Consider the following 25,898-nt stretch of genomic DNA (forward strand, 5'->3'; position numbering starts at 1 on the left):
CCTATCCTTCCCGCAACTGGGGCGCTTTCAGCGCGTCGGGCAGACGGTTGGCCCAACCGCTGATCGTGCCGGCGCCCAGACACACCACCAGATCGCCGGGCTTTGCGTGGGCGCGCACCAACGCAGCCAGCCCCGCCTCCCCCTCGATCGGATGGGCGTCGCGGTGGCCGCGGTCAATCAGCCCGGCGACCAGATCATCGCGGCTGGCGCCTTCGATAGGCTCCTCTCCGGCGGCGTAGACCGGCGCGATGCCGACCACGTCCGCCTCGTTGAAGCAGGCGCAGAATTCTTCGAAATGATGGTGCAGCCGGGTATAGCGATGCGGCTGATGCACGGCGATGACGTTGCCCTCTGTCGCGTGGCGCGCGGCCTTCAGCACGGCCGAAATCTCGGTCGGGTGGTGGCCGTAATCGTCGATGATGGTCACGCCGCCGACCTCGCCCACGCGGGTAAAGCGGCGATTGACGCCGCCGAACGCGGCCAGCGCCTCGCGGATTTCGCCGGTTTTCATGCCCAGATGCCGCGCGACGGCGACGGCGCTCAGCGCATTGCTGACATTGTGATCGCCCGGCATCGGCAGGGTGCAGCCGTCGATCCGCGTGCCTTCGGATTGCAGCGCGATATCGAAATGCGCCACCCCCTTGGCATAGCGCAGGTTCAGCGCGCGCACATCGGCCTGCGCGTTGAATCCATAGGTGATCACGCGCCGGTCCGTGATCTTGCCCACCAGCGTCTGCACGTCCAGATCATCGGTGCAGCAGACCGCCAGACCGTAGAACGGGATGTTGCTGACGAAATCCTCAAACCCCTTGTGCAGCGCGGCCTCTGTTCCCCAATGCTCCATATGCTCGGGGTCGATATTGGTGACGATGGCGATGGTGGCCGGCAGGCGGTTGAATGTGCCGTCGCTCTCATCGGCCTCAACCACCATCCATTCGCCACCGCCGACGCGCGCATTGCTGCCATATGCGTGTATGATGCCGCCATTCACCACCGTCGGATCGAATTTGCCATGATCCAGCAGCGCGGCAACCATGGTGGTTGTCGTCGTCTTGCCATGCGTGCCGGCGACCGCAATGTTGGACTTCAGGCGCATCAGCTCGGCCAGCATCTCGGCGCGGCGCACCACCGGCAGGCCGCGCTTGCGCGCCTCGTCCAGTTCGGGATTGCCCGGTTTGATCGCGGAGGAGATCACGATGACCTCTGCCCCCTCAAGGTTTCCGGCGCGCTGGCCTTCGAAAATCCGCGCGCCGCGCGCCTCCAGCCGGTCGGTCAGCGGGCTGCGCCGCAGGTCCGAGCCCTGAACGGTATAGCCATGGTTCAGCAGCACCTCGGCAATGCCTGACATGCCGATGCCGCCGATCCCGACAAAATGGATGGGTCCGACATCGCCGGGCAGTTTCGTGGCTGCTGAATTCATCTATGTCTTTCCTTTTTGCGCCGCGTTCGCGGCCAACCATTCCACCATTTCGGCCAGCCGGTCAGTCGCGTCGGGCATTGCGCTGCCCAGCGCAGCGCGTGACATCTGTGCCGCGCCGCCGGGATTGCCGATGATGGTTTCGATCTGCTCGGACAGTGCCTCGTGATTCAGGCGGCTTTCCGGCACGAGGATGGTCGCCCCGGCCTGTTTCAGCGCCTGCGCGTTGGCCGTCTGGTGATCGCCCGTCGCCGCCGCATAGGGGATCAGGATGGACGGACGGCCAATCACCGCAATATCGGCCACCGACGACGCGCCGGCGCGGCTGATGATCAGCTGCGCCTCGCTCATCCTGCGCGGCACGTCGTCAAAAAACTCCTCGACCTCGGCATCAATGCCTTGCTCGGCGTAATATTCCCCGACACGTTGCAGATCCTCGCCGCGCGCCTGATGGGCCACGCGGATATTGCGCAGCACCTCCATCGGCAGGCTGGCAATCGCGGGGGGCACAACATCGCTCAGGATGCGCGCGCCCTGACTGCCGCCAATCACAAGGATCGACATCGGGTAATCGCCCGGTGGAATGTACCCCGCCCCCGCCCGTTCGCGCACCGCGCCGCGCACAGGGTTGCCGATATGATAGCCCTCGACCCCCTCCGGCAGATCCGTCGGCCATATGCCGCACGCCACAGCATCCACACGTTTCGCAAAGATCCGGTTAACGCGGCCCAGAACGCCGTTCTGCTCATGCACCATGCGCGGGCGGCGCAAGGTCCACGCCGCCGACAGCGCCGGGATGCTGGGATACCCGCCAAATCCGATGACAACATCCGGCTTGTCGCGCAGCATGCTCCAGATTGCTGCAATCGTGCCGCCTGCGATCTGAAGCGGCGCCATCACCTTGGCCGCAATGCCGCCGCGCGCGAAAGTGCCGCTGGAGATTTGCGTGATCTCGACGCCCTCGGGAAACGCGCCGGTGTAGCGCGCACCCCGCGCATCCGTGGCAAGTTTGACCCGCCAGCCGCGCGCCAGCATATGCTCGGCCAGCGACTGCGCCGGAAACATATGGCCACCGGTGCCACCAGCCGCCATCAGCAGAAGGGGGGCGCGGCCGGTCATCGGACACGCCCGCGCAAGATATCGCCGATTTCGCCCTGAGGCCGCGACCGGGTGAACGCAAACAGCATCCCCACCGCGATCCCGCCGGCAATCAGCGACGAGCCGCCATAGCTGACAAATGGCAGCGTCATGCCCTTGGCCGGCAACAGCCGCACCGCGACACCCATGTTGATCATCGCCTGCACGCCAAACGCGCAGGCCAGCCCGGTCCCGGCCAGCCGGATGAACGGATCACGCTCGCGCATCAGGCGCATCAGCGACCGCACCACGATGGTGGCATAAAGCGCGATCACGATCAGCACCAAGACCAGGCCATACTCCTCGGCCGCGACGGCGATGATGAAATCGGTATGCGCATCGGGCAGCGACCATTTAACCGTGCCCTCGCCCACGCCGACCCCGAAAAACCCGCCTTCCTGAATGGCGTTGGTGGCAAATCCCAGCTGAGTCGTGGGGTCCACGTCGGGCGACAAAAACCCGTCGATGCGGCGCGCGAAGTGCTGCGAGTTTGAATAGGCGAACGAGCCCGCCAGCACCACCAGCCCCGCCATTGCCGCCAGCAGCAGGATCGGCGCGCCGGCCACGAAATACATCACGCCCCACGCAAACAGAACCAGCGACGCCTGCCCGAAATCAGGCTGAAGCGCCAGAAATGCAACGATAATCAGCGTAAGGATGAAAGACCAGCTCATGCCGGGCGGCCCGCCTACCTCGCGGCTGGCGGCCATCATCCATGCGGCGGCAACGACAAAGCCGGGCTTGAGAAATTCCGATGGCTGCACCGAGGCAAATCCCAGCGAATACCAGCGCACGGCGCCCTTGCCGAAATCCGTGCCCAGAAACGGCAGCATCATCAGCGCCAGCAAGGACAGCAAGAATCCGATGACGGCCAACCGCCGCACCAGCGCCGGCCCCATCATCGACGTCAGCAGCATGGCGATCATCGCCATCCCGCCGAAAAATGTCTGTCTCTGAACATAATGGAACGGCGCGAATCCGTTCTTTTCCGCCAGCGGCGGCGACGCCGCAAACCCCAGCAGCAACCCGATCCCGAACAGGATCAAAACGCAGGAGATCGACCATTTGTCGATCGTCCGCCACCATTTGGGAAGGACCGGCTCGACATCCCGAATGGGAGCCGATCCATAGACCATTTCTGTCATGACACCCGCCGATTTCCGCCTCAGAACATTGCCCCTTTGCGGGGTCTATCGGATCACTCTAGCAGGACATGCGCGGCGAGGAAAGCGTTCTGACACACGCTTGACCACGCGCGCCGCTTCGGGCAGGGCATGGCGGATGCAAGTTGATACGCTGATCCTGGGCGCCGGCGCTGCCGGCATGATGTGCGCTGCGCAATGCGGCGGGCGCACGCTGATCATCGACCACGCCAAGGCGCCGGGCGAAAAGATCCGCATTTCGGGGGGCGGACGCTGCAATTTCACCAATCTCTATACCGCGCCGGATAACTTTCTGTCCGCAAATCCGCATTTCTGCAAATCCGCGCTGGGGCGCTATACTCAGTGGGATTTCATCGCACTGGTCGAAGAGTACCGCATTGCCTGGCACGAAAAGACGCTGGGCCAGCTTTTTTGCGATAATTCAGCCAAGGACATCGTCGCAATGCTGCGCAGCGAAATGGCCCGCGCCGGCGCCGATCTGTGGCTGCATACCAGCCTGTCCGATCTGCGCCATGACGGGACTGACTTTGTTGCGACGCTGGAGGCCCAGGGCGCGCGCCGCAGCGTGACCGCGCGCAATCTTGTGCTGGCGACGGGCGGTAAATCCATCCCCAAGATGGGCGCGACGGGTCTTGCCTATGATGTTGCGCGCCAGTTTGGCCTGACCGTGACCGATACCCGCGCGGGCCTTGTGCCATTCACCTTCCCCGAGGGGCGCTTTGCCGATCTGGCAGGCGTGGCCCTGCCCGTTCGGGCGCAGGCGGGAACCGCCAGCTTTGACGAGGCGATGCTGTTCACCCATCGCGGGCTATCAGGCCCGGCAATGTTGCAAATCTCGTCCTACTGGCAGGACGGCGCGCCCATTACCGTCAATCTGGACCCCCAGGGCACATTGCTCGACACCCTGCGCAATCAGCGCGCGCGCGCGGGCCGCCACAACCTGACGACCGAACTGGCGCGCCACCTGCCCGCCCGGCTGATCGCCGCCCTGCCCGCCCAGACCGGGCTGAGCCTTGCGGGAAATCTGGCGGACCAAAGCGATGCGGCCCTGACGCGACTATGCGGCGCCCTGTCAAACTGGCAACTCACCCCCGGCGGCACCGAAGGCTACCGCACCGCCGAGGTGACCCTGGGCGGGATCGACACCGCGGGCGTCAGCTCGAAAACGATGGAGGCGCGCAGCCTGCCCGGCCTTTACGTCATTGGCGAGGCGCTGGATGTGACGGGCTGGCTGGGCGGCTACAACTTCCAATGGGCCTGGGCCTCCGGCGCTGCCGCAGGCCGCGCGATCAGTGAAAAAACCAACCGCGCCCCCTGACGCGGCCCATGTTTTTTCTTGGTCCAAATACCCAATCAACATAAGATTTTTCTGCGAAAAATCGGATACCGCGCGCTGTCAGTTGTAGGTAGGGTGAAACAATCCGCCGGGGGACAGGGTGAAAATCTCGGCCCCGGTTGCCGTCACGCCGATGGAATGCTCGAACTGCGCCGACAGCGATTTATCGCGCGTGATCGCCGTCCAGTCATCCGCCAGAACCTTGGTTTCGGGACGGCCCAGGTTGATCATCGGCTCGATGGTGAAAAACATGCCCTCTTCCAGCACGGCGCCGGTTCCGGCGCGCCCGAAATGCAGCACGTTGGGCGGCGCATGGAACACGCGGCCCAGACCGTGACCGCAAAAGTCGCGCACCACCGATGTCTGGTGCGCTTCGGCATAGGCCTGAATGGCGTGGCCGATATCGCCGAAGGTATTGCCCGGCTTCACCGCCTCGATCCCGACCATCAGCGCGTCATGGGTGACCTGAATCAACCGCTCGGCATAGGCTTTGGGTTTGCCTGCGACATACATGCGGCTGGTATCGCCGAACCAGCCATCGACGATGACGGTGACGTCGATATTCAGGATGTCGCCGTCCTTGAGGCTGTCATCTGCGCGCGCGTGCGAGTCGTTTTTCCATTTCGGAATTTTGCCGCCGGGAATGCCGTGGCACACGACATGGTTCACGCTGATGCAGCTGGCGTGGCGATAGCCCTTGTAGCCGATCGTGGCGGACGTGGCGCCCGCGTCATTGACCATACCCTCGATCAGCGCATCCAGCGCGGCGGTGGTCTGGCCCACGATGATATGGGGCGCGATGTCATCAAGGATCTGTGCGGCCAGTGCCCCGGCCCGGTGCATGCCCGCGAAATCTGCGGCCTCGTGAATGCGAATTCCGTCGCGCGTGGTGCGTCCGCGATGCTGATCTGTCACGTTTGGCCTCATCCTTGGTGTCTTTGCGCCTCTTTACTGCGCAAATGTGCAAAGGGCCAGAGCGCGGCGATCTTTGCGGGCAGCGCAATTTGAGCATGTCAGGACAGGTGAAAGCGCCTTGGATGGCTCATTCGCAAGGGAGCTGCGGGCCTAATGTGATCTGCGTTTGCGTGATCACAGTTGCGTGCGCCATGATTTCGACGCCTGCGGCGCGCGCATCGTTCAGCGCGGCGGCGTAGGCCGGGTCGATATCTGCGGCGGTTGCAACGCTTGTGCAATCGCTGCGCTGGACCAGATAAAGCAAGACCGCGCGCTGGCCGTTGCGCGCGACCTGCGCCAGTTCGGCCAGATGACGTGCGCCGCGTTCGGTGCGCGTGTCGGGAAATTCGGCCAGCGCGCCCTGCCGGCGCAGCGTGACGGATTTCACTTCGACATAGGCATCCGGGCGCCCGGCGCCTTGCAGCAGGAAATCGATACGGCTTTTGGCGCCGTAGCGTTGCTCGGGCAGGATGCTGTCATATCCCGCAAGCGCCGCGATCCGGCCCGCGCGCAGCGCCGCGCCGACAACGCGATTGGCCGCCGCGGTATCGACGCAGGCATAGTGGCCGCCCGGCAGTTCGACCAGACGCCACGCGTAGTCCAGCTTTTTCTTCGGGTCATCATTTGGCTCGATCCAGACGGGCAGGCCCGGCTCGGCAAGGCCGGTCATGCGGCCGGGATTGGCGCAATGGGCCACCACCTGCCCGCCACCGGGCAGCTGGATATCCGCGAGGAAGCGTTTATATCGCCGGATCAATACGCCGGGCTCAAGAGGGGTTTGAAACCGCATGGGCGCGGCCCTATACCCAAGATGAGGCCCGATCAAGGAGAACACCGATGTCGAACCCTACCGCCGCCATGCTGGTGATCGGCGACGAAATCCTTTCAGGGCGCACGCGCGACAGCAACACCCATCATCTGGCCGGCGTTCTGACCGCCGCCGGTATTGCCTTGGCCGAGGCGCGCGTTGTCAGCGATGACGCCAGCGCGATTGCGGGCGCTGTTCAGGCGCTGAGCGCCGCGCATACGTATGTCTTTACCTCCGGCGGGATCGGCCCGACGCATGACGATATTACCGCAGACGCCGTGGCGCGCGCGTTTGATGCCCCGATTGATGTGCGCGAAGATGCGCGCGCCATCCTTGCCGCGCATTACGAAAAGGCAGGGATTGAACTGAACGCGGCCCGCCTGCGCATGGCGCGCATTCCCGATGGTGCCGCGCTGATCGAAAACCCGGTCAGCGCGGCGCCCGGTTTCATCATCGGCAATGTGCATGTCATGGCCGGCGTGCCCAAGATATTCGAGGCGATGGTTGCCTCTGTCCTGCCGACGCTGACGGGCGGTGCGCCGTTGATGTCGCGCAGCATGGATATCTTTCGCGGCGAGGGCGACATTGCCGGCCCGCTGGGCGAGGTGGCGGCGCGGTATCCGCAGCTTAGCTTTGGGTCCTACCCGTTTCAGCGCAGCGGCGCGCATGGTGCCAATGTGGTGGCGCGCGGTCAGGACGCCGGCGCGCTGGACGCTGCCATGGCCGACCTGGCGGAGCAGTTTGCGTGATGACGCCCGACGCGCGCAGACTGTTCCGCGCGCTGGAGGCGACGTGGCCCGCCCATGCCGCGCACAAGCTGGGGCCATGGCTGCTGCGCGAGGGGCGCGGCGGCGGCAAGCGGGTGTCGGCGGCGTCCGCGCATGCCCCGGCGACGCATGCAGATCTGGCACAGGCAGAGGGCGCGATGGACAGCATGGGGCAACCGCGCTGCTTCATGATCCGGGGCGGCGAGACGGGCCTGGACGCGCTGCTGGCGCAGGCGGGGTATGAGGTGATCGATCCCGTTACGATCTATGCGGCGCCGCTGGATGCGCTGAAGATGGACACGCCCGCCCCGACCGCCAGCTTTCATCTGTGGGAGCCGCTCGCGATCCAGCACGAGATCTGGCACAGCGGCGGGATCGGCCCGGCGCGCATCGACGTGATGTACCGCGCAGGCGGCGCGAAAACGGCGCTGATGGGGCGCCGGGACGGGCATGTCGTCGCCACCGGATTTGCCGCGATAGACGGCGCCACCGCGATGGTGCATGCGCTGGAAGTGCTGCCCGGCTACCGCAGGCAAGGCGTGGCCCGCGCGTTGATGCTGGAGGCGGCGCGATGGGCCATCCCCCTTAGCGCCGCGCATCTGGCCGTCGCCTGCACTGCGACGAACAGCGCCGCGACCGCGCTCTATACATCCATGGGGATGCGCAGCGCCTGCCGCTATCATTACCGGCAGCAGCCTGCATCGGGCGCGCGCGCATGACCGCGCTGGTGCGATCCCCGGCGCTGATCGCCGCCGTGCTGGCCACCTTTGCCGCGCCATTGGCGGCGCAGGAGCTGGCCCTGCCCGCCAATGCCATGCTGATGCGCGAGGCGGTCGATGACAGCGGCGGTCATGCCGTGCCGACAGGCCCGTGGTCGGAGGGCACCGTGCCGACGCAGGCCGCGCAGGGCCGCGTGACACGGCAGGCGTGGCGCATTGCAGGCGCGCCTGTCGCCACCCCGCAGCTGACCGATACGCTGGCGGCGCAGCTGGACGCGGCGGGATACAGTCCAATCTATCGCTGCGCGTCGGCGGTCTGCGGGGGGTTCGACTTCCGCTTTGCCCTGACCGTGCTGCCACCGCCCGAGATGTTCGTCGATCTGTTCGACTATCATTACCTGTCGGCGCGCAAACCATCGGGCGACCAGGATGCCTATGTCACGCTGCTGGTCAGCCGGTCCGGAACCGATACCTATGTGCAGATCACCCGGATCAGCCCCGGCACGGTCGCGAACCGGCCCCCCGCCGCAGCGCCGCCGGGCGCGGCCCCTGTGCCGTCCGCGCCCTTGGTCCAGGCCCTGACGCAGCGCGGTCATGCGGTGCTGCCCGATCTGGATTTTGCCACCGGCGCCGATACGCTTGGCCCCGGTCCGTTCACATCGCTCACTGCGCTGGCGTCATTCCTGAAGGCAGGCAGCGACAGGCGCATTGCGCTGGTCGGGCATACCGACACGGTCGGCGGGCTGGCGCCCAATCTGGCCCTGTCGCGGCGCCGGGCGCAGGCGGTGATGCAACGCCTGATTGACGCGCATGGCGTCGCGCCCGCACAGCTGGAGGCCGATGGCATTGCGTACCTCTCGCCCACCGCACCCAACACCACAGACGCCGGGCGCGAAGCGAACCGCCGGGTCGAGGCGGTCCTGCTGAGCGGCGGCTGAGCCACGCGCCCAGCCGCGCACAACCCTAGACGTGCATTGCGCAGCCATGCGCGGCGCAGGCCGCTGCGATGTGACCCGCCGCCATTGGCGTACGCCGTTTGGGCAGGTAGCTATGGATCGGGCGCCCCCGGCCTGCGGCATAGTCCATGCCCACCCCTGCCCAATCGACAGCGGCCCAGGCGGCCCAATCCTCGCCCGCCCAATCGCCAGCCCAATCGCCCGCTGGCCGGACCTGCGCGGCGGGCTGCTGCCCCTGCCATGCCCAGACGCCGGCATCCGGCGCCGCATCTGCCATCGCCGGGGGGTGCATCGGCGCGGCCTCGCTATAGTCGACATCGCGCCGCCCTTCGGTAAACGCCTCCAGCGTCTGGTCCCAGCGGGTGCCCTTGATCGTCAGCCCCAAGGAACGCGCAACCGGGTCATATTCCGCCGTAAACAGCGTTCCGAAGCCCTGCGCATAGCGGTCCTGAAGCAGTGGTTTCGTCAAAAACTGCGCGTTCAGCGTGCGCGGCGTGGCCTGCATCCGGTCCAGATGCGCGTGCCGCGCGTGGGTCAGGGTAAAGCCGGGGTTGCTGGCCTGCTCCGGCCCGCTTTGGTGGTTGGTGGCGATGGCGCGCGGGGTGATGCGAATGCCGCCGCCGGGCAGAACCTCGACACCCTTGGTGGCGCCAGACGCATCTGCCAGAACCAGATTATAGGCCATATGCGACGGCACGCGGCGCAGCGCGGCCAGCGCCTCGTCCACCGTATCGCACGTCTCCAGCAGGTAACGGATGATGGTGGTGATGCCAAAGCCGATGCCGGTTTCCGGGCGCCCGCCATAGGCAATGGCCACGGCCAGCCCGGCCTCGTTCACGCCATCCGACAGCCCCCAGAGGAATTCGGACATGCCCATCACGGCGCGCCCGCACCATTCGCTGCGCAGCAGCATCCCCTCGTTCAGCTCGGGCGCCAGATCGTAGTTGCGCACCAGCCGCACGTCGCCGCCCTGTGCCACAGCGGCCAGCGAACAGCCGCCCAGATAGGCCGGCGGGCACCATGTGGACAGGAACCGCGCGGCCCGGTCCGACCCGCCCGCAAGCGCGGTCAGGCGGGCATATGTCGGCACCAGTTCGGGCATGTAGCGGCGCAGCGCATCCTTGCACTCGGCCAGCGACGGGCCGTCATCGCCGCCCTTGGCGATGAACCATCCGCGGTAATCGGGCCAGCAGCGGCGCCAGCGGGCGGCCCATTTCGGGCCGGGCATGACTTCGGAGATCGCATCGAATTGCAGGGTCAGATCGGTCATCTCAAAGGTCCTTTTCATTCAGGAAAAAACGTATCATTTCGGCGCTGGCATCGGGGCCGACGGGGTCGGTATGGCTGCCGCCCGCCTGTCCGCCGGACCACGCGTGGCCCAGCCCGTCTATCGCCCAATGCTCCAGCCGCGCGGGCGCGCCGGCAGGTCCCGCAATGCGGCGGCTGTAGCTGCGCCCGGCCCTGGCGCCGGTGATTTCTGTATCCAGCCAAGGGCCATCCGCCACCACTTGTGCGGCGATCTGCGCGCCGTTTGCGGGGTTGACGATGGTGTCATTTGTGCCGTGAAACACGATGCTGCGTGCAGGCATTGCACCATGCGCCACCGCCGCATTGCCCGATGCCATGGCGGCCAACGCCGACGGCAGATCCCGCGCCGCGCCCAGTGGCAGGCCGGAATGGGCGCCCACAGCGGCGAAGACATCGCCGTAAACCGCGCCCAGAATGACCGCCATTGCCGCCCCCGCAGACATTCCGGCGACAAAGCTGCGATCGGCCGGCACGCCGAATTCGTCCATCGCGCTGCGCGCCATTCCGGCCAGTATTTCAGGCTCCCCGCGCCCGCGCCGTTGATCGCCGGGGTTGAACCAGTTCCAGCACGATTGCGCGTTGTCGCCGCGCGCCTGATGCGGGTAGATCACGATCAGCCCGCGCGCCTCGGCCAGGGCATTCATGCCGGTGCCGATGGCAAAATCCTCGGGCGTCTGCGTGCAGCCGTGCAGCATCATCACGCTGCCGTTTGCGCGATCCGTCACGCTGGACGGCACATACATGCGGTAGCTGCGCGATCCGGTGATGCCGGTATGCGTGCCGCTGCGAAACGCGGCCCCCACCGGGATCTGCACCGCAGGCGCAGCGCTGCCCCCCATGGACAGAGTCAGCCCGGCCAGCAGCCCGGTGGCATCGGGCAAACCATTGGTGCCGGTCTGTATCGGGGACGTTATCCCGTGCTGGGCCAGCGTGCGCTGCACCAGATCGTTGGCGGCGGCAAAACGCACGGCGCGTGCGTCACCGGTCGCCGGGCGCAGTGCGCCGACGTTGAATTTTCTCATGTTTTCAGTCCTTTTGAGGCGGAAGACGCTAGAGGATGCGCCCGGCCAGTGCCTTTTTAATCTCCGGACTGGCCTGCAAGGCGCCCAGAACAGTGATGGAGCCAATCGTTGCCAATGCCAGCTCGGGCGTCACGTCGGGCGCGATGCGGGCAAGGCCCACCACCTTGACATGCAGCACCTCGCCCGCGCGCTGAAGCGCATCCAGATCGGCGGCGGTATAGTCGCGCAGGCCCAGCTCCATCGTGTGGCGCTCAATGGTTTTGCTGACCACCTCGACATGGCTGTCCAGCTGGTTACGAATCGCGGTGCGGATGAAATCGCTGCGGTTGGAGTAGAACCCCTCCTGCACCAGCAGATCGATCCGGCCCAGATCCACATAGCCAAGGTTGATCGTGATTTTCTCGCTGTCGGGGGTTTTGTCCCGCAGCTGCCTGACATTGCTCATCATCAATTCTCCATCTGTATGGATGGTATATGGATGTATTATAGCTGATGCCAAGGGTGCCGTAGGGTAAACCGCATGATGTGAGCGCAAAACCGGCGCGATCGGCGCATCCTGCGCAGGGCCGTTCTGGCAGGCATCGCGGGCGCGGACCGCGCGTCACGCAGACAGGCTTCATTGTCGTGCAATCCGGCCCGGCGCTATTTCCGCCGATAGCAGGTGGTCCTGCCACAGCGTTTGCCCGCTGTCGAAATACCCGGCGCCCCATGTCCCTACCGGTCCGCGATCAACGCGGTCCAGTCGCTGGCGGACGTCCCTGCTGCCGAACGCGCGACCCTGGGCGGGGCGCGCAAGAGTGGCTGGACGCTGCCGGGTCTGGCGCGCGGACCCAGCGCGGACCGTCCCCACGTGATACGCGCACCTGAACAGCAGCGGGGCGGCGGGATGAACCGCCGCCCCGCGTTCAAATCAATCGGCCAGCTTGACCACACGCTTGCCGAAATTTTCGCCCTTCAGCATTCCGATGAATGCGGCGGGTGCGTTCTCCAGCCCCTCGATCATGTCCTCGCGGTATTTGACCTTGCCCTCTTTGACCCATGACTGCATCTGACCGGCAAATTCACCATATAGATGACCGAAATCATCGAACACGATGAAGCCGCGCATCGTCATCCGCTTGCGAAGGATCGTCCCCAGCAACAGGTTCAGACGGTCCGGCCCGTCCGGCAGGGATGTGGCATTGTATTGCGACACCAGTCCGCACACCGGAATCCGCGCCGAGGTGTTCAGCAGCGGCATCACCGCATCGAACACCTTGCCGCCGACGTTTTCAAAATAGATGTCGATCCCGTCCGGTGCAGCCTGCTTCAGCGCATCCTCAAACCCGTCTGCCTTGTGGTCGATGCAAGCGTCAAAGCCGAGGTTATCCACCACATGCGTGCATTTCTCAGGCCCGCCGGCAATGCCGACAACGCGGCAGCCCATGATCTTGCCGATCTGGCCCACGGTGGCGCCCACCGGTCCGCTGGCGGCGGCAACAACCAGCGTCTCGCCCTTCTGCGGCTGGCCGATCTGGGTCAGCCCGGCCCATGCCGTCAAGCCGGGCATTCCCAGGACACCCAACGCCCAGGACGGGTTTTCCGGCGATTTACCCAGATTGATCACCCCCTTCCCATCCGACAGCGCATAATCCTGCCAGCCGCCAAAGGCCGACACCCAGTCGCCCGCCTCGAACCCGTCCACGTCCGACGTGACCACCTGCGATACCGTGCCGCCCACCATCACATCGCCGATTTCTACCGGATTGGCATAGGATGGCGCGTCGCTCATCCGGCCGCGCATGTAGGGGTCCAGCGACAGATAGATGTTGCGCAGCAGCATCTGGCCCTTGCCCGGCTCGGGGCGGTCCGTCGTCTCCAGCTTGAGAGTGTTCTCATCCGGCGCGCCCTTGGGGCGTTCGGCCAGAGTGAGCTTGCGGTTTTTGGTGTCCGATTGTGACATGCTCGGTGCCTTTCCAACGTTCGGGGTGAATTGCCTGCGCGCGGCAGGGCGCCACCCATCAGGTGGGGACGGGGCGCCTGACATCAACGCCCCCGGCGGCAAGCCGTTCCACCCACGCGGTAAGGCGCGCGCTACAGCGCCAGTGCGGTCTTGCGCCCCTCGTAAATGGCAAAGGCGGCGTTGCGCGGCGCGCTGGCGTCGCCGATCACCTGCGCAAGGATGCCTCTCTGCGCCAGATCATCGCGCAGGCCCATATCGGCCATGTTTGTCGTCGCCATCACCAGCGCATCGGCGGCGATATGTTCGGTCTGGCCGGTCAATAGTGACAGCACCTCGGCGCCCTGCCCGGTCCATTCGGCTATGGCGCTGTCGGTGATAAACTGCGCACCCTTTTGCGCCAGCGCCCGGCGCAGCGGCAGGTCGGTGGCCGAGCGTTGCAGCTCCTTGCCGACCAGCGCATCGGGCGTGACCAGCGTCACCTGATGGCCGTCCTCGGCCAGCCGCCATGCCGTGCCGCAGCCGCGCCAGTTGCCACCCTCGTCCAGCACGATCACGCGCGGGCCAAGCCGCGCGGCGCGCATCATCACATCCTCGGCGGAATACACGTTGCTCGCGTCCAGCCCCGGCAGGGTGGCAAAATGCGGCAGCGCGCGCTGGAAACCGGTTTCGGCCGGCAGCGATCCGGTGGCAAGGATCACATGATCCGCGCCGAAGGCGGCGATATCATCCGCATCCATATAGCTGTTGTAGCGCAGCTCGGCGCCCAGCTGGTCCAGCTGGCGCTGATACCAGCCGATCAGGTCGGTGATCTGCCCCCGGCGCGGCTGCAAACCGGCAAGGCGGAACTGCCCGCCAATCTCCGGCCCTGCCTCGGCCAGCGTCACGCGGTGGCCGCGCTCGGCCGCCGCGCGCGCGGCCTCCAGCCCGGCAGGACCGCCGCCGACGACCAGCACCGAGCCGGGCGCGTCGCTGGCGGTGAAGCGGTCGCCGCCCCAGAGGTATTCGTGCCCCGCCGACGGGTTGATCAGGCAGGAAATGTAATAGTCACGGCTGCGCCGGCCCCAGCATTGCTGATTGCACGAAATGCAGCCGCGCACATCGTCGGCGCGTCCTGCTTCCGTCTTGGCCACCAGATGCGGATCGGCGATCTGCCCGCGCACGATGGACACCAGATCGGCCTCCCCCGCGCCCAGCACGGTATTGGCGTTTTCCGGCGTGCGGATGTGGCTTTCGGCTGTAACCAGCGCGTTTTTCACCACGCCCTTGAGCAGCGCCGCCAGATCGACGCCCAGTTTCTCGCCATACACGAAGGCCGGTATGATCTTGTAGAAATCGAAATACCCGCCCGAGCCGCAGGTGACGTAATCCATCAGCCCCTCGGCATCGTGCAGCGCGACGATCTCGGCGGTTTCCTCGCGGCTGAGCGCGACCTTCACATCAGGCTCGTCATTGACGGCAAGGCCGATGATGAAATCGTTCCCGCAGGCCGCGCGGATACGGCGCATGACCTCGCGCGAGGCGCGGGTGCGATTTTCCAGTGAGCCGCCCCACTGGTCGGTGCGCTGGTTGGAAAACGGCGTCCAGAACTGGTCCAGCAGACCATTATAGGCTGCCCAAACCTCGACCCCGTCAAAGCCCGCCTTTTGGCTGCGGATCGCGGCCTGAACGAAGCCGTCGATGGTTTCCTCGATCTCGGCCTCGCTCATCTGGTGGCTGCCATCGCTGTCGTGATAGCTGGGCCCGCCCGAAGGCGACCAATGCGCGTGCCATGAATTGTCGCCGTCGCCATGCGCGCCAATGTGGTAAAGCTGCTGGATCATCACGGCGCCATGCGCCTGACATGCCTCGGTCAGTTTGCGGAAATGCGGGATGACGTCATCCGTTCCGGGCCGGAAATTGCCGCGCGTCAGAACGGCGGCGGGATGGACCGGAACCGGCTCGACCACGATCATGGCGGCGCCGCCGCGCGCGCGCTCCTCGTAATAGCCGATATGCTGCGCGCCGGGCAGGCCAGCTTCGGCCATGTTGGTGGTATGCGCGCCGAAAACAACGCGGTTTTTCAGCGTCTTGTGGCGCAGTTGCACCGGCTTAAAGATATGCGGATGGCTCATTTATCGCGCTCCAGTCTGTCCAGCCCTGTGGCCAGCGCCGCGTTCATGCCGGCCCTGTCCATGTGATTGCGCAGCCGCTGGTTATACCCGCCCGGCGTGTCCAGCGCGGCAAGCAATGTGGCGCAATCCGACCCCATCAGGCTGGAGCCGACCAGCGCGCGCAGGAATGCCTCGCCCTGCGCATGGTCCTCTATCCGCGCGCCCAGCCAGTCGGCGGCGTCCGCGACCATGCGGATGCTGGGCGACAGCACCGCCTGCGCGCAGTTATAGGCCGCCAGTTCGCCCTCCGATTTCAGGGCAAAGATCGTGTTGCGCGCGCCGAAAAGCTCTTGCAACAGGTCCGTGTCGCCATAACCCAAGGCAGGCGAGCCGCCCTGCGCGATGCCGGGAAAGGGGATCATCACCGCCGCCGCGCGGGCCGGGCGGGCCATCTGAGCGACGCGTTCCAGCGGGCAATCGGCCATCAGCGAGATCACGCGCTGATCGCTGCGAAACGTCAGCGGGTCGAGGATCTCCGCCGCCGCATTCGCCATCAGGCCGAGGAAGATCACGTCGCTGCGATCCAGCACCGCCTGATTATCATGCACGGTGACATTTTCATGGTCCTCGGACAGCCGCGCGGACTGCACCGCGCTGCGCCGCGACACCGCAATATGATGCCCGTCCCCCGCGATCCCCTCCACCACCGCCGAGGCGATGGTGCCGGTGCCGATGACCCCGATGCGCATGTCAGATATCCTTGAGCAGCCGCAGCGCGTCATAGATCGCCGCATGGGTGTTGCGCGCCGAGACGGCATCGCCGATGCGGAACAGCTGGAACTGGCCCTCGGGGTTGCGCACAACCTGCTGAGGCCGCCCGTCGATCAGCGCCTCATGGTCCAGCGCGCCGCCGTTGGAGGACTGCTCGCGCAGCTCGAAATAGAGATCATCCAGCGGCAGGGTGCCATAGTTGACGACCACCTGATCATACTGCGCCTCTTCCTTCAGATCGCTGTAATCGGTGCCGATCGTCGCGGTCAGCTTGTTACCGTCCCGCGCCACGCCCAGAAGGCGGCGGGTGACGGTGAACGTCACGCCCTTGCCCTGAAGGCTGCGCATATAGGGAACCAGGTTCATCGCCATGATGTCGGGGGCAAAGACGCGGTCGGGGGTCATCACCTCGACCGTCGCGCCGGCCTCCACCGCCATTTCGGCGGCCTGCAAGGCGGGGTGATCGCCGCTCTCGTCATAGATCAGGATATTTTCGGCGGGCTTCACATCGCCTGAAATGATGTCCCACGCGGTGACGACATGCGGCTCTTCGCGGCCCTTTTCGAACAGTTCGGTGTTGGGCAGCCCGCCGGTGGCGATGATGACGACATCGGGTTTCAGCGCAGTGACGTCATCCGCCTCGGCGAAGGTGTTAAAGTGAAAGGTCACGTCGCGCGCGGCGCATTGCGCCATGCGCCAGTCGATGATGCCGATCATCTCGCGGCGGCGCTTGCTTTGCGCCGTCAGGCGGATCTGGCCGCCGGGGTCGGCGGCGGCCTCGAACACGGTCACGTCATGGCCGCGCTCGGCGGCAACGCGCGCGGCTTCAAGGCCGCCGGGGCCGGCGCCGACAATCACCACCTTTTTGCGCGTCTCGGCGGGCGGGATGTCATGCGGCATCGTCAGCTCGCGGCCCGTGGCGGCGTTGTGGATGCAGAGCGCATCGCCCGCCTGATAGATCCGGTCAAGGCAGAAGGTGGCGCCGACGCAGGGGCGGATATCCTCCTCGCGGCCTTCGATGATTTTGCGCACGATATGCGGGTCGGCCATATGCGCGCGGGTCATCCCGACCATATCCAGCAGGCCATCGGCAACCGCATGGCGCGCGGTCGCCACATCGGGAATACGGGCGGCGTGGAAGGTGGGCATGCCGGTCGCCTTGCGGACCTCGCCCGCGAAATCCAAGTGCGGCGCGCTGGCCATGCCCTGCACCGGAATCACGTCGGTCATGGCCGGATCGGTATGGATGCGGCCCCGGATCACGTTGAGGAAGTCGACCAGCCCGGATTTGGCGAGGCGCTTGGAAATCTCGATGCCCTCGGCGGCGTCGATGCCGCCGGTCTGCACCTCGTCGGCGGTATAACGGATGCCGAGGATGAAATCCTCGCCCACACGGCTGCGGATCGCGCTCAGGACATCCATCGGAAACCGCAGGCGATTTTCCAGCGTATCGGCACCATATGGCCCGGTCAGATCGTTGGTCAGCGGCGACCAGAGCTGGTCGAGCAGGTGGCCGTAGGCCTGAATTTCGATCCCGTCCATGCCGCCGGCCTTCATCCGTTCGGCGGCATCGGCGAAATCGTTGATGATCCGCTCGATATCCCAATCCTCCAGCAGCTTGGGAAAGGCGCGGTGCGCAGGCTCGCGGTGCTTGGTGGAGGATACCGAGGGCAGCCAGTCACCCTTGTTCCAGTTGGTGCGGCGGCCCAGATGGGTCAGTTGGATCATCACGGCGCAGCCATGTTCATGGCAGCCATCTGTCAGCTTCTGGATCCATGGCACCACCTCGTCGCGGTAGGCCAGCACGTTGTTGAAGACCGGCGGGCTGTCCTTGGATACGGCAGCCGACCCGGCGGTCATGGCCAGGGCGACGCCCGCCTTTGCCCGCTCGGCGTGGTAGGCGGCATAGCGCTCTTTCGGCATGCCATCCTCGGGATAGGCAGGCTCGTGGCTGGTGGTCATGATGCGGTTTTTCAGCGTCAGATGCTTCAGCTGATAGGGCTGCAAGAGCGGGTCTTTGGTCATGTGGTGTCCTTAATACCAAGCGTCCGGCATCGACGCCTTGCGCCGAGCCATGAAATCCTGAAGCGCCGCATCAATGCCGGGGTCCAGCGGCGGCGCCTCGTAGCTGTTCAGCTGTGCCTTCCAGCGGGTATTGGCGCGGGTGGCGGCGTCAATGCCGCCCTGCTCGTCCCACGTCTCCCACGGCTGGTTGTCGTCCAGCGCGCTGTCGTAATAGGCGCTCTGGTAGTGGCGCAGGGTGTGGGCGGTGGAGAACAGATGCTCGCCCGGCCCCTTTTCGGCCAGCGCCTCGAAGGCCAGCGTGTCGTCATCGACCGGCAGACCGCGCGTGTAGGCGTGCAGCATGCCGCAAAGGTCGGTGTCCATCATGAATTTCTCGTAGGACATCGACAAAAGCCCGTCGAGGAAACCGGCCGAATGCAGGATATAGTTGGCGCCGCATTGCACCGCCGACATCATCGACATTATGCCCTGCTGCATCGCCTGCGCATCGGGCAGTTTGGATGTGCTGAAATTGCCCGCGCAGCGCAGCGGCAGGTTTGCCCGGCGCGCCAGTTGCCCCATCACCAGCGATCCCAGCGCAGGCTCCGGCGTGCCGAAGGTGGGCGAGCCGGACCGTAGCGACATCGACGACAGGAACGAGCCCAGCACCGCAGGCGCGCCGGGGCGCACCAGCTGCGTCAGCGCGCAGGAGGTCATGCTTTCGGCCAGGCACTGCGCCACCGATCCGGCCATGGTCAGCGGAGATACCGCGCCGCCCAAGAGGAACGGCAGGTGGATCGAGCCTTGGTTCGCGCCCGCATAGGCGCGGATGCCCTGCGTTGTGACGCCGTCCAGAACCAGCGGCGATGTGGTGTTGAAGTTTCCCATGATGACGCAGTTCTGATCGACGAAATCCGCGCCGAACAGGATGCGGCACATCTCGATGCTGTCCTCGGCCCGCTCGGGCGCGGTGATCGAGCCCAGAAAGGCGCGGTCGGAATAGCGGATGTGGGAATAGACCATGTCCAGATGGCGCTTGTTCACGGCGATATCGGTCGGCTCGCAGATGGTGCCGCCGGAATGGTGCAGCCATGGGCTGGACTGCGCGAGCTTCACGAAATTGCGGAAATCCGTGATCGTGCCGTAGCGGCGCCCCTTGTCCAGATCCATCACGAAAGGGGAGCCGTAGGCGGGCGCCAGCACCACCGCATCACCGCCGATCTCGACATTGCGGGCCGGGTTGCGCGCGGCCTGAGTAAAACGTGCGGGGGCGGTTTTCAGGATCTCGCGGATCATGCCGGGCGCGAATTTGATGTTCCAGGCATCGCCGCCCAGATCGGTCACCTCGCCGCCTGCCTCGCGGAACAGGCGCACGGTTTCGGGGTCTTCGCGGAATTCGATGCCGATTTCGGCCAGGATACGGTCGGCGGTCTGCTCGATCCGTTGCAACGCCTCCTCGCCCAGCAGATCATAAGTGGGGATGCCGCGCGTAATGAACGGCACCTCCAGATGCGGGTTCTGCCCCGGAGCGCCACTGCGGGCCTCGCGCGGGCGGCGGCGTGGTTTGCGTGTCTCGTCGCTGGCTTGCATCTGGAAGTCCTCCCCGACTCAGATCCGATTCAGGCGTGCTGACACAAGTGTCATGCGAATTGACATACCTGTCAATAAATACCATTTTCATTCCATGAACCAGATTGCCCCAGATCCGCCCCGCGCCCCACGTGATGCCTGGCTCAAGGTCGCTTATGACGTTCTGACCGAAGACGGGGTCGAGGCGGTCAAAATCATGCCGCTGGCCAAGCGTCTGGGCGTCACGCGCAGCGGATTCTACTGGTACTTCGCCGACCGCGAGGCGCTGCTGGAGGCGATGATCGCCCATTGGGAGGACAAGAACACCGGCAACCTGATCGCCCGCTGCGAGGCCTATGCCGAGTCGATCTGCGAGGCGGTGCTGAACCTGTTTGATTGCTGGCTGGATGATGCGCTGTTTGACGGGCGGCTGGATCTGGCCATTCGCAACTGGGCGCGCAACGATGCCGGTCTGGCGGCGCGTCTGGCGCAGGCCGACGCGCGCCGCAAGGCCGCGATGCAGGCGATGTTCCTGCGCTTTGACTATGCCGCGGAGGAGGCCGAGGTCCGGACCATGACGATGATCTACACCCAGATCGGATATCTTTCGATGCAGGTGAATGAGGATCGCGCCCTGCGTATGGCGCGGATGCGCGCCTATATCGAGGTGTTTACCGGCCGCACACCGACGCCGTCCGAACTGGACCGTTTCATGGCGCGGCACAACATGACCCTGCCCTGTGGCGAGGGTGATAGCATGGCCGCGTCGGCCTGATCCGCAGGCGGGCTAGACAGCCACCGCATCCGGCGGCCAGCCATATCCGCCGGCCTGACTGTCTGGCGCACTGACCTCGCCCCGGCCCGGCCCTGTCGCAAGGGTCCGTGATCCGCTGGAGGAAAACTCGACCAGCCGGGTGCGCGGCTCCACCGCCCCCAGTTGCCATGCGTCCGCGCTGCCATCCATCCAGCTAAGCGAGATTGACCCCGCACGGGGCCGGTACGCGGCTGTATAAACAGTGCCGAACCCACGCGAATAGCGCGTGCTGGCCAGCGGCGCAGTCAAAAACTCGGCCGCCAGCCGGGGCGCCGATATGCCCGGATCTTCAAGCAACGTCGCCAAATGGTCCGAACGCCCCTGCGTGTTGGAAAACCGGCCGTGGCGCGGCCATTCCACCCCGATCTGATGGTTTGTCGCATAGGGCGTGCGCGTGACGATGGTGGGCCGGTCGGGCGCCAGATAGACGGTGGCGAAATCGCCCGCCGCATCGACCACCGTGACGTTATAGGACATATGCGACGGCACCGCGCGCAACGCCTCGACCGCCTGCTGCACGTCGACGCACATCTCCAGAACATAGCGTACGATCAAGGGGATACCGAAACCCGGCGCGCATACGGTGCGCCCGCCGAATGTCAGCGATACGGCAAGGCCCGCATCATTCATGCCATCGGCCAACCCGACGATGCCATCCACCATTCCCGCCACGCGGCGCCCGCGCCACGCGGTCGAAAACAAGGTGGATTCGTTCAACTGCGGATCCAGATCATAGTTGCGGATCAAGAACGGACCATCCGCATCAATCAAGACCGCCTGCGAGCAATTCACCAGATAGCGCGGCGGCGACCAGAAGCTGAGGAACAGCGCCGCGTCATCATCGGCGCCGCAGACATCCACCCAGTTGTCCCACAGCGCCTCGAATTCCGGCATATGACGGCGCAGCGCCAGCCGCGCATCGCGCAGGTCCGTTGTGCGCGCCGTGCGCCGCTTGTCCAGCCAACGTGACCAGCCCGGCCAGCCGCGATTGAAGACCTGAGCGAGCGCATCCGACGGCTTGTCTTCGGCAAGGCTGGTGAAGTTGAGTTGCATGATGTGTCCGTATATATCCGGAGTCAGATATGTGCGCGTCGCACAAAGCCCTCCTTACCAGAAATGCGGCGGAGAACACCATAAGCCATGATGTAACGATATTGACATTGAGCGTTACATTGTCAACATCGGTGTCATGCTGCCATCCCCTATTCCAGCCGGCACGATACGCCAAGTCGATATTCCCGGCATGGTCGCGGCGTACCGCATCACCCAATATCCCTGCATTGTCCGGGTACGGCGCACCGTACAGGGCGGCGGTTTTGGCGATCAGGACCGCAATCCATTTACCTGGACGGTGTTTTTTCTGGTCGATGGCGTCTGGATGTCACTGGAAAGCGCGCGGGGCATGCGCCGCGAATGGGGCAGCCTGGACAAGCTGGAGGTCTGGCTGCGCGGTCAGGGATTCGCATTTTTCTGGGTCCGGAACGACATTGACGCCATCGGGGTGCCAAACGGGGAGCCTGAATGACCCCCCGTTTGCGCTGTTTCTAGAACCATTTACCGGCTGTCATATCGGCCGGCATCGCAACCTCGGTCTTGGGCGTCAGCGGGACGGTCTTGAACTGGCCCTTGATCGCGCTGTTCCACTGCTTGGCCCGCTCCAGCAGCTCGCGCTCGTCCGATTGCATCCGGCCGCGCGCCAGAACACAGCCCAGATCGGCACCGTGATAGCAATATTCGCCAACGCCATAGACGCGCAGGTAAAACGCCTCATGCTCGTCCCCCAGCGCGTTGATGTTGTGGCCCGCGCGCACGAATGAGATCGCACCATCGTCATCCATGCTCCAGATGCCCGAGCGCGGCGCCTGCGTGATCAGCTCCACCTTGTCCTCGGTCTGCTTCAAAATCAACTGAGTCCAGTAATCGTAATGATTCCAGCGACTTTGCACTTCTTCGATGTTGATCTCATAGTCGACATCCATGAATTCCAGCAGATGGAACAGGAACATCGGGCAGCCGCCATAGGTGGAGGTGATGAGGTTCGTTGGCGGGGAGGCACCCGAAACGCGCGGGTTAATCTCGCCCAGATACACCTCGTTCGTGTCGGTATCGAGCAGGAAGTCGGTGCAGAAAACACCCTTGTAGCCCTCGATATACAACTGATCGCCCAGCTTGCGCGCCATTTCGCGCACCTTGTCCGGCACGCCGTCCGGCAGGATGGCGGGGGATACATCATTGCCGCACCAGCCGCCTTTATAGGGGGTAATTTCCTCGAACCCGGTGATGTCCGTCATCACCGGCCCCACCAGCGTGCCGTGGCGCGTGGCGCAGCCCTCGATCGTGCCGGGCAGATGGTTCAGGCGCTTCATCACCTTCAGTTCTTCGCCGACGATCTTGGAGGCGAACTTGTCCCAATCGGCTTTGGATTTAATGAAAAACGTGGTGCGCCCGCTGTCGCCGTAAGGGGTCTGAACCACCAGGTCCTTGCCCAGCTTGGCGCCGGTCGCCAGCTTGGTCAGTTGCGCATAGGTTTCGGCGCGGCCCATGACGTTTGGCGCGCTGTCAACGCCGGCCTCGTTGCCGATGCGGGTCGTCTCGATCTTGCTGTCCAGCCGGTGGCGCAGCTCATTCGAGGGCAGCGCAATCTTCAGGCCGATTTCCTCGCACAGCTCTTCGGTTTTTTCGTCGAACATCACGAACACCGCCAGCCCCGGATCGCGCTGCTTTACCCGGTCGCGGAATTCGGGGTGATCCACCAGATAATTGCCGACATCCTCCATCGACTGGAATACAGGTGCGCCGATCTGGGTGGGTTTGAACACGCGCGGATGCTCGCCGTCGAACACGTCGAAATAGTTGACGAATTCCAGCCCGCCAACCCATTGGTCCAGCCCCATCAGGTTGAACGGCGTCGGCATGATCACGTAAATCGGCGTCTTGTTGCGGCGCAGATAGCGGTAGATTTCGGTCAACCCGTTCAGTTTTTCGCGGGCCTGCTCCGATTCCCGCTGAGGTTTCGCGGCCTTCTTCGGCTCTTTTGGCTTTGCTGGTTTTTTGGCCATGTCTGGCTGTCTCCCGTTGGTGTGTGCCTGTTCATCCAGGCTACTTCTATGTGGATGTTGAACGGTGCTGTCGCTTGTGCCAAGCTTTGATTCAAGTTTCTGCCTGGCCAAAGCGACAGAATCCCTTGCCCATCGCCACACCACTTTAAGGCTAGTTGTTTTCAAATGTCCCGTCACTTTGCGAATATTGCGTAAAATCGCCCTTTTGCGATACTTTCCCCGCCCTTACGTCCTGTTTCTAACATTATCATTGCCGGCAGTATAGTCCATGATGTAGGCTTCCTGTCCAAGCCCCGTCGAAAGGGGCGCAAAAAAGGGGCCGCCGACACAGATTCGGCAGAGTTCCCTGATCAAGGGTGCCACCGCGCCCAACCCGGAGGAGATACTACATGAGTTTCAGCCTATTCACCCGCCGCGCCGCCATTGCCGCCGTGTCGGGCGCCGTTGCGTTGACGGCCATTTCAACAGCGGCTAGCGCAGACACCACGCGTTTGCGGTTCCACACCTATTTCGGAACTGAAATCGACCACGTCATCAAGAAATTCCGCGACACGGTCAAGGAACAGTCCGGCGGCGATCTGCGCGTGTCGGTGTTTCACGGCGGCGAATTGGTGGCCAGCGACCAACTGCTGGAGGCCGCGTCCAAAGGCTCCATCGATATCGCGCATGGCGTGGGCAGCTACTGGTCCGGTCAGGTCGATATCGGCAGCATCGAAGCGGGCCTTCCCGGCGGCTGGACCAGCATGGAAGAGGCCGAGGCGTTCTTTGCGCAGGACGCGGTCGATGAAATCCTGAACGAGGCCTACGAGGAGGCCGGCGTCGTCTTTATCCAGAAGGGTTGGGGCCATGATTATGACCTGCTGACCAAAGAGCCGGTATCGTCGCTGGAAGACCTGAAAAGCCGCAAGATCCGCGCCACCGCGCAGATCGGCAAGGTTCTGGGCGCGCTGGACATTCCCACCGTTTATCTGCCCGCGGGCGAGCTGTATATCGGCCTGTCAACCGGCGTGATCGACGGCGCAATTTACGGCGGCCCGGTCGAGTACGAGCAGCTGAAGCTGAACGAGACGGCGTCGCATTACACGCGCCTGAACATGCTGATGCCCGGCTGGACCGACACCTATGTGGCCAACCCGGACACATGGAATGCCCTGTCGGACGAGCACAGGAAGATCATGGAAGACGCGATCGCCCAATACGCGATTGACCTCAACACATGGCTGGCCGAAGGCAACAAATCGGTCGAGGAAAAGGGCGGCGTCTTTACCTTTGCCACCCTGCCCGAAGAAGACTCCAAGCAGCTGACAGTCGCCGCGCAGGAAGTCTGGCAGGAAGAAGCCGACCGGTCCGAGCGTAACGCCAAGCTGATCGAACTGCTGGTTGAGAACGCCAAGGCGCAAGGTCGCCTCTGATGGCTTGGGTGACAAGGTATCTTGTCGCCCAGGACGGCCTGTCCGAATTTGTCGGGCGGGCCATTTCCTGGATGACGCTGGGAATGATCGGCGTGCTGATGTACGAGATCGTCTCCCGGTATTTTCTGAATGCGCCGACGCTTTGGGCGCATGAAAGCAGCACCATGCTGTATGGCGCGTTCTGCATGCTGGCCGGCTGCTATACCCTGCGCCACCGCGGCCATGTTCGCAGCGAGGTTATCTGGGGCGCGTTGCCCAGACGCGGACAGGCATTTTGCGATGTCATCATCTGGTCCGTCGGTCTGGTCGTGCTGAGCATCTTCCTGAAAATGTCGATCGTCTTCGCCGCCGAAAGCTGGGCCGTTCTGGAATATTCCAACAAAAGCATCTGGCAGCCGCCCCTCTACCCGATCAAGACGGTCATTCCGCTGGCTGTGGGTCTGGTCCTGCTGCAAAACATCGCAGAACTGGTGCGCGCCGTGCTGACACTGTTCAAGGTTGATTACGACGACCCGCGCGAGGCTGAAGTGACCTCAGACATCGACCCCGAACTGGTGCCGTCCATCATGGACGCCAACGTGGCCGAGGCCGTGGACACAGGCGCACCGCGCAAACGCTGACCGGCGGCGCCGCTTGCGCGCACCTGCCGT

The 25,898-nt window shown here is 64.5% G+C and carries 23 protein-coding genes; 8 read left to right on the top strand and 15 right to left on the bottom strand.

The genetic code is table 11. The features are described 5' to 3' along the window. Position 1: 1 nt before the first annotated feature. From murC to ftsW, 3 genes are read right to left on the bottom strand one after another with little or no spacing between them, the layout of a single operon-like run. Positions 2–1,420 carry a UDP-N-acetylmuramate--L-alanine ligase gene (gene murC, locus DQ230_RS00820; protein WP_113910589.1) on the bottom strand — a complete coding sequence of 473 codons (1,419 nt, stop codon included), beginning with the start codon at positions 1,418–1,420 and terminating at the stop codon, positions 2–4. Then, positions 1,421–2,536 carry an undecaprenyldiphospho-muramoylpentapeptide beta-N-acetylglucosaminyltransferase gene (gene murG, locus DQ230_RS00825; protein WP_113910590.1) on the bottom strand — a complete coding sequence of 372 codons (1,116 nt, stop codon included), beginning with the start codon at positions 2,534–2,536 and terminating at the stop codon, positions 1,421–1,423. Then, complete coding sequence (ftsW, locus tag DQ230_RS00830; protein WP_113910591.1) at positions 2,533–3,699, bottom strand: putative lipid II flippase FtsW; 1,167 nt, start codon at positions 3,697–3,699, stop codon at positions 2,533–2,535. The genes murG and ftsW overlap by 4 nt, the downstream gene beginning before the upstream one ends. Positions 3,700–3,835: 136 nt before the next feature. Here ftsW and DQ230_RS00835 point away from each other — a divergent pair, with 136 nt between their 5' ends. Then, complete coding sequence (locus tag DQ230_RS00835; protein WP_113910592.1) at positions 3,836–5,035, top strand: BaiN/RdsA family NAD(P)/FAD-dependent oxidoreductase; 1,200 nt, start codon at positions 3,836–3,838, stop codon at positions 5,033–5,035. Between the two features lie 78 nt (positions 5,036–5,113). On the opposite strand, the gene map is transcribed toward DQ230_RS00835, so the two are convergent. Both map and sfsA read right to left on the bottom strand, forming a co-directional pair. After that, positions 5,114–5,980, bottom strand: a complete 867-nt coding sequence (gene map / locus DQ230_RS00840; protein WP_113910593.1) for a type I methionyl aminopeptidase — start codon at positions 5,978–5,980, stop codon at positions 5,114–5,116. A 115-nt stretch (positions 5,981–6,095) separates the two neighbouring features. Then, entirely contained in the window at positions 6,096–6,797 is a 702-nt protein-coding gene (sfsA, locus tag DQ230_RS00845) for a DNA/RNA nuclease SfsA (protein WP_113910594.1), read from the bottom strand. A 47-nt stretch (positions 6,798–6,844) separates the two neighbouring features. Here sfsA and DQ230_RS00850 point away from each other — a divergent pair, with 47 nt between their 5' ends. From DQ230_RS00850 to DQ230_RS00860, 3 genes are read left to right on the top strand one after another with little or no spacing between them, the layout of a single operon-like run. Beyond that, positions 6,845–7,564, top strand: a complete 720-nt coding sequence (locus tag DQ230_RS00850) for a competence/damage-inducible protein A (RefSeq protein WP_113910595.1) — start codon at positions 6,845–6,847, stop codon at positions 7,562–7,564. Then, a complete protein-coding gene (locus DQ230_RS00855) occupies positions 7,564–8,301 on the top strand; it encodes a GNAT family N-acetyltransferase (RefSeq protein WP_113910596.1) in 738 nt (245 codons plus the stop codon). Before DQ230_RS00850 ends, DQ230_RS00855 begins: the two co-directional genes overlap by 1 nt. Next, positions 8,298–9,239 carry an OmpA family protein gene (locus tag DQ230_RS00860; RefSeq protein WP_113910597.1) on the top strand — a complete coding sequence of 314 codons (942 nt, stop codon included), beginning with the start codon at positions 8,298–8,300 and terminating at the stop codon, positions 9,237–9,239. Before DQ230_RS00855 ends, DQ230_RS00860 begins: the two co-directional genes overlap by 4 nt. Before the next feature lie 25 nt (positions 9,240–9,264). On the opposite strand, the gene DQ230_RS00865 is transcribed toward DQ230_RS00860, so the two are convergent. The 8 genes from DQ230_RS00865 to DQ230_RS00900 all read right to left on the bottom strand — a co-directional run bounded on the left by DQ230_RS00865 (position 9,265) and on the right by DQ230_RS00900 (position 19,984). Next, positions 9,265–10,527 carry a C45 family autoproteolytic acyltransferase/hydrolase gene (locus DQ230_RS00865; RefSeq protein ID WP_113910598.1) on the bottom strand — a complete coding sequence of 421 codons (1,263 nt, stop codon included), beginning with the start codon at positions 10,525–10,527 and terminating at the stop codon, positions 9,265–9,267. Position 10,528: 1 nt separating this feature from the next. Continuing rightward, positions 10,529–11,587, bottom strand: coding sequence for an extracellular catalytic domain type 1 short-chain-length polyhydroxyalkanoate depolymerase (locus tag DQ230_RS00870; protein WP_113910599.1), 1,059 nt, complete (start codon positions 11,585–11,587; stop codon positions 10,529–10,531). 28 nt (positions 11,588–11,615) lie between these two features. Further along, entirely contained in the window at positions 11,616–12,032 is a 417-nt protein-coding gene (locus DQ230_RS00875; RefSeq protein ID WP_113910600.1) for a CopG family transcriptional regulator, read from the bottom strand. Positions 12,033–12,497: 465 nt separating this feature from the next. Continuing rightward, complete coding sequence (locus tag DQ230_RS00880) at positions 12,498–13,529, bottom strand: NADP-dependent oxidoreductase (RefSeq protein WP_113910601.1); 1,032 nt, start codon at positions 13,527–13,529, stop codon at positions 12,498–12,500. A 131-nt stretch (positions 13,530–13,660) separates the two neighbouring features. Beyond that, the gene (locus DQ230_RS00885) at positions 13,661–15,640 is read right to left on the bottom strand and encodes an oxidoreductase (protein WP_113910602.1); all 1,980 of its coding nucleotides are present in this window, start codon (positions 15,638–15,640) and stop codon (positions 13,661–13,663) included. After that, positions 15,637–16,368, bottom strand: coding sequence for an NAD(P)-binding domain-containing protein (locus DQ230_RS00890; protein WP_238987380.1), 732 nt, complete (start codon positions 16,366–16,368; stop codon positions 15,637–15,639). Before DQ230_RS00890 ends, DQ230_RS00885 begins: the two co-directional genes overlap by 4 nt. 1 nt (position 16,369) lies before the next feature. After that, positions 16,370–18,415: an NADH:flavin oxidoreductase gene (locus tag DQ230_RS00895; RefSeq protein ID WP_113910604.1), complete on the bottom strand. Its 2,046-nt coding sequence runs from the start codon at positions 18,413–18,415 to the stop codon at positions 16,370–16,372. Positions 18,416–18,424: 9 nt separating this feature from the next. Then, positions 18,425–19,984, bottom strand: coding sequence for a trimethylamine methyltransferase family protein (locus DQ230_RS00900; RefSeq protein WP_113910605.1), 1,560 nt, complete (start codon positions 19,982–19,984; stop codon positions 18,425–18,427). Positions 19,985–20,078: 94 nt separating this feature from the next. Here DQ230_RS00900 and DQ230_RS00905 point away from each other — a divergent pair, with 94 nt between their 5' ends. Then, the gene (locus DQ230_RS00905) at positions 20,079–20,738 is read left to right on the top strand and encodes a TetR/AcrR family transcriptional regulator (RefSeq protein WP_113910606.1); all 660 of its coding nucleotides are present in this window, start codon (positions 20,079–20,081) and stop codon (positions 20,736–20,738) included. 12 nt (positions 20,739–20,750) lie between these two features. Here DQ230_RS00905 and DQ230_RS00910 read toward each other — a convergent pair whose 3' ends face one another. Next, complete coding sequence (locus DQ230_RS00910; RefSeq protein ID WP_113910607.1) at positions 20,751–21,830, bottom strand: C45 family autoproteolytic acyltransferase/hydrolase; 1,080 nt, start codon at positions 21,828–21,830, stop codon at positions 20,751–20,753. A gap of 136 nt (positions 21,831–21,966) precedes the next feature. On the opposite strand from DQ230_RS00910, the gene DQ230_RS00915 reads away from it, so the two are divergent. Continuing rightward, the gene (locus DQ230_RS00915) at positions 21,967–22,302 is read left to right on the top strand and encodes a hypothetical protein (protein WP_113910608.1); all 336 of its coding nucleotides are present in this window, start codon (positions 21,967–21,969) and stop codon (positions 22,300–22,302) included. A gap of 19 nt (positions 22,303–22,321) precedes the next feature. On the opposite strand, the gene DQ230_RS00920 is transcribed toward DQ230_RS00915, so the two are convergent. Beyond that, positions 22,322–23,836 (bottom strand): biotin carboxylase, encoded by a 1,515-nt coding sequence (locus tag DQ230_RS00920; protein WP_113910609.1) that lies wholly within the window; start codon positions 23,834–23,836, stop codon positions 22,322–22,324. 389 nt (positions 23,837–24,225) lie between these two features. Here DQ230_RS00920 and DQ230_RS00925 point away from each other — a divergent pair, with 389 nt between their 5' ends. Both DQ230_RS00925 and DQ230_RS00930 read left to right on the top strand, forming a co-directional pair. Further along, positions 24,226–25,248, top strand: coding sequence for a TRAP transporter substrate-binding protein (locus DQ230_RS00925; RefSeq protein ID WP_113910610.1), 1,023 nt, complete (start codon positions 24,226–24,228; stop codon positions 25,246–25,248). Beyond that, positions 25,248–25,868 (top strand): TRAP transporter small permease subunit, encoded by a 621-nt coding sequence (locus DQ230_RS00930; protein ID WP_113910611.1) that lies wholly within the window; start codon positions 25,248–25,250, stop codon positions 25,866–25,868. The genes DQ230_RS00925 and DQ230_RS00930 overlap by 1 nt, the downstream gene beginning before the upstream one ends. Positions 25,869–25,898 lie beyond the last annotated feature (30 nt).

The sequence above is a fragment of the Roseovarius dicentrarchi genome (assembly GCF_003316635.1).
Classification (GTDB): domain Bacteria; phylum Pseudomonadota; class Alphaproteobacteria; order Rhodobacterales; family Rhodobacteraceae; genus Roseovarius; species Roseovarius dicentrarchi.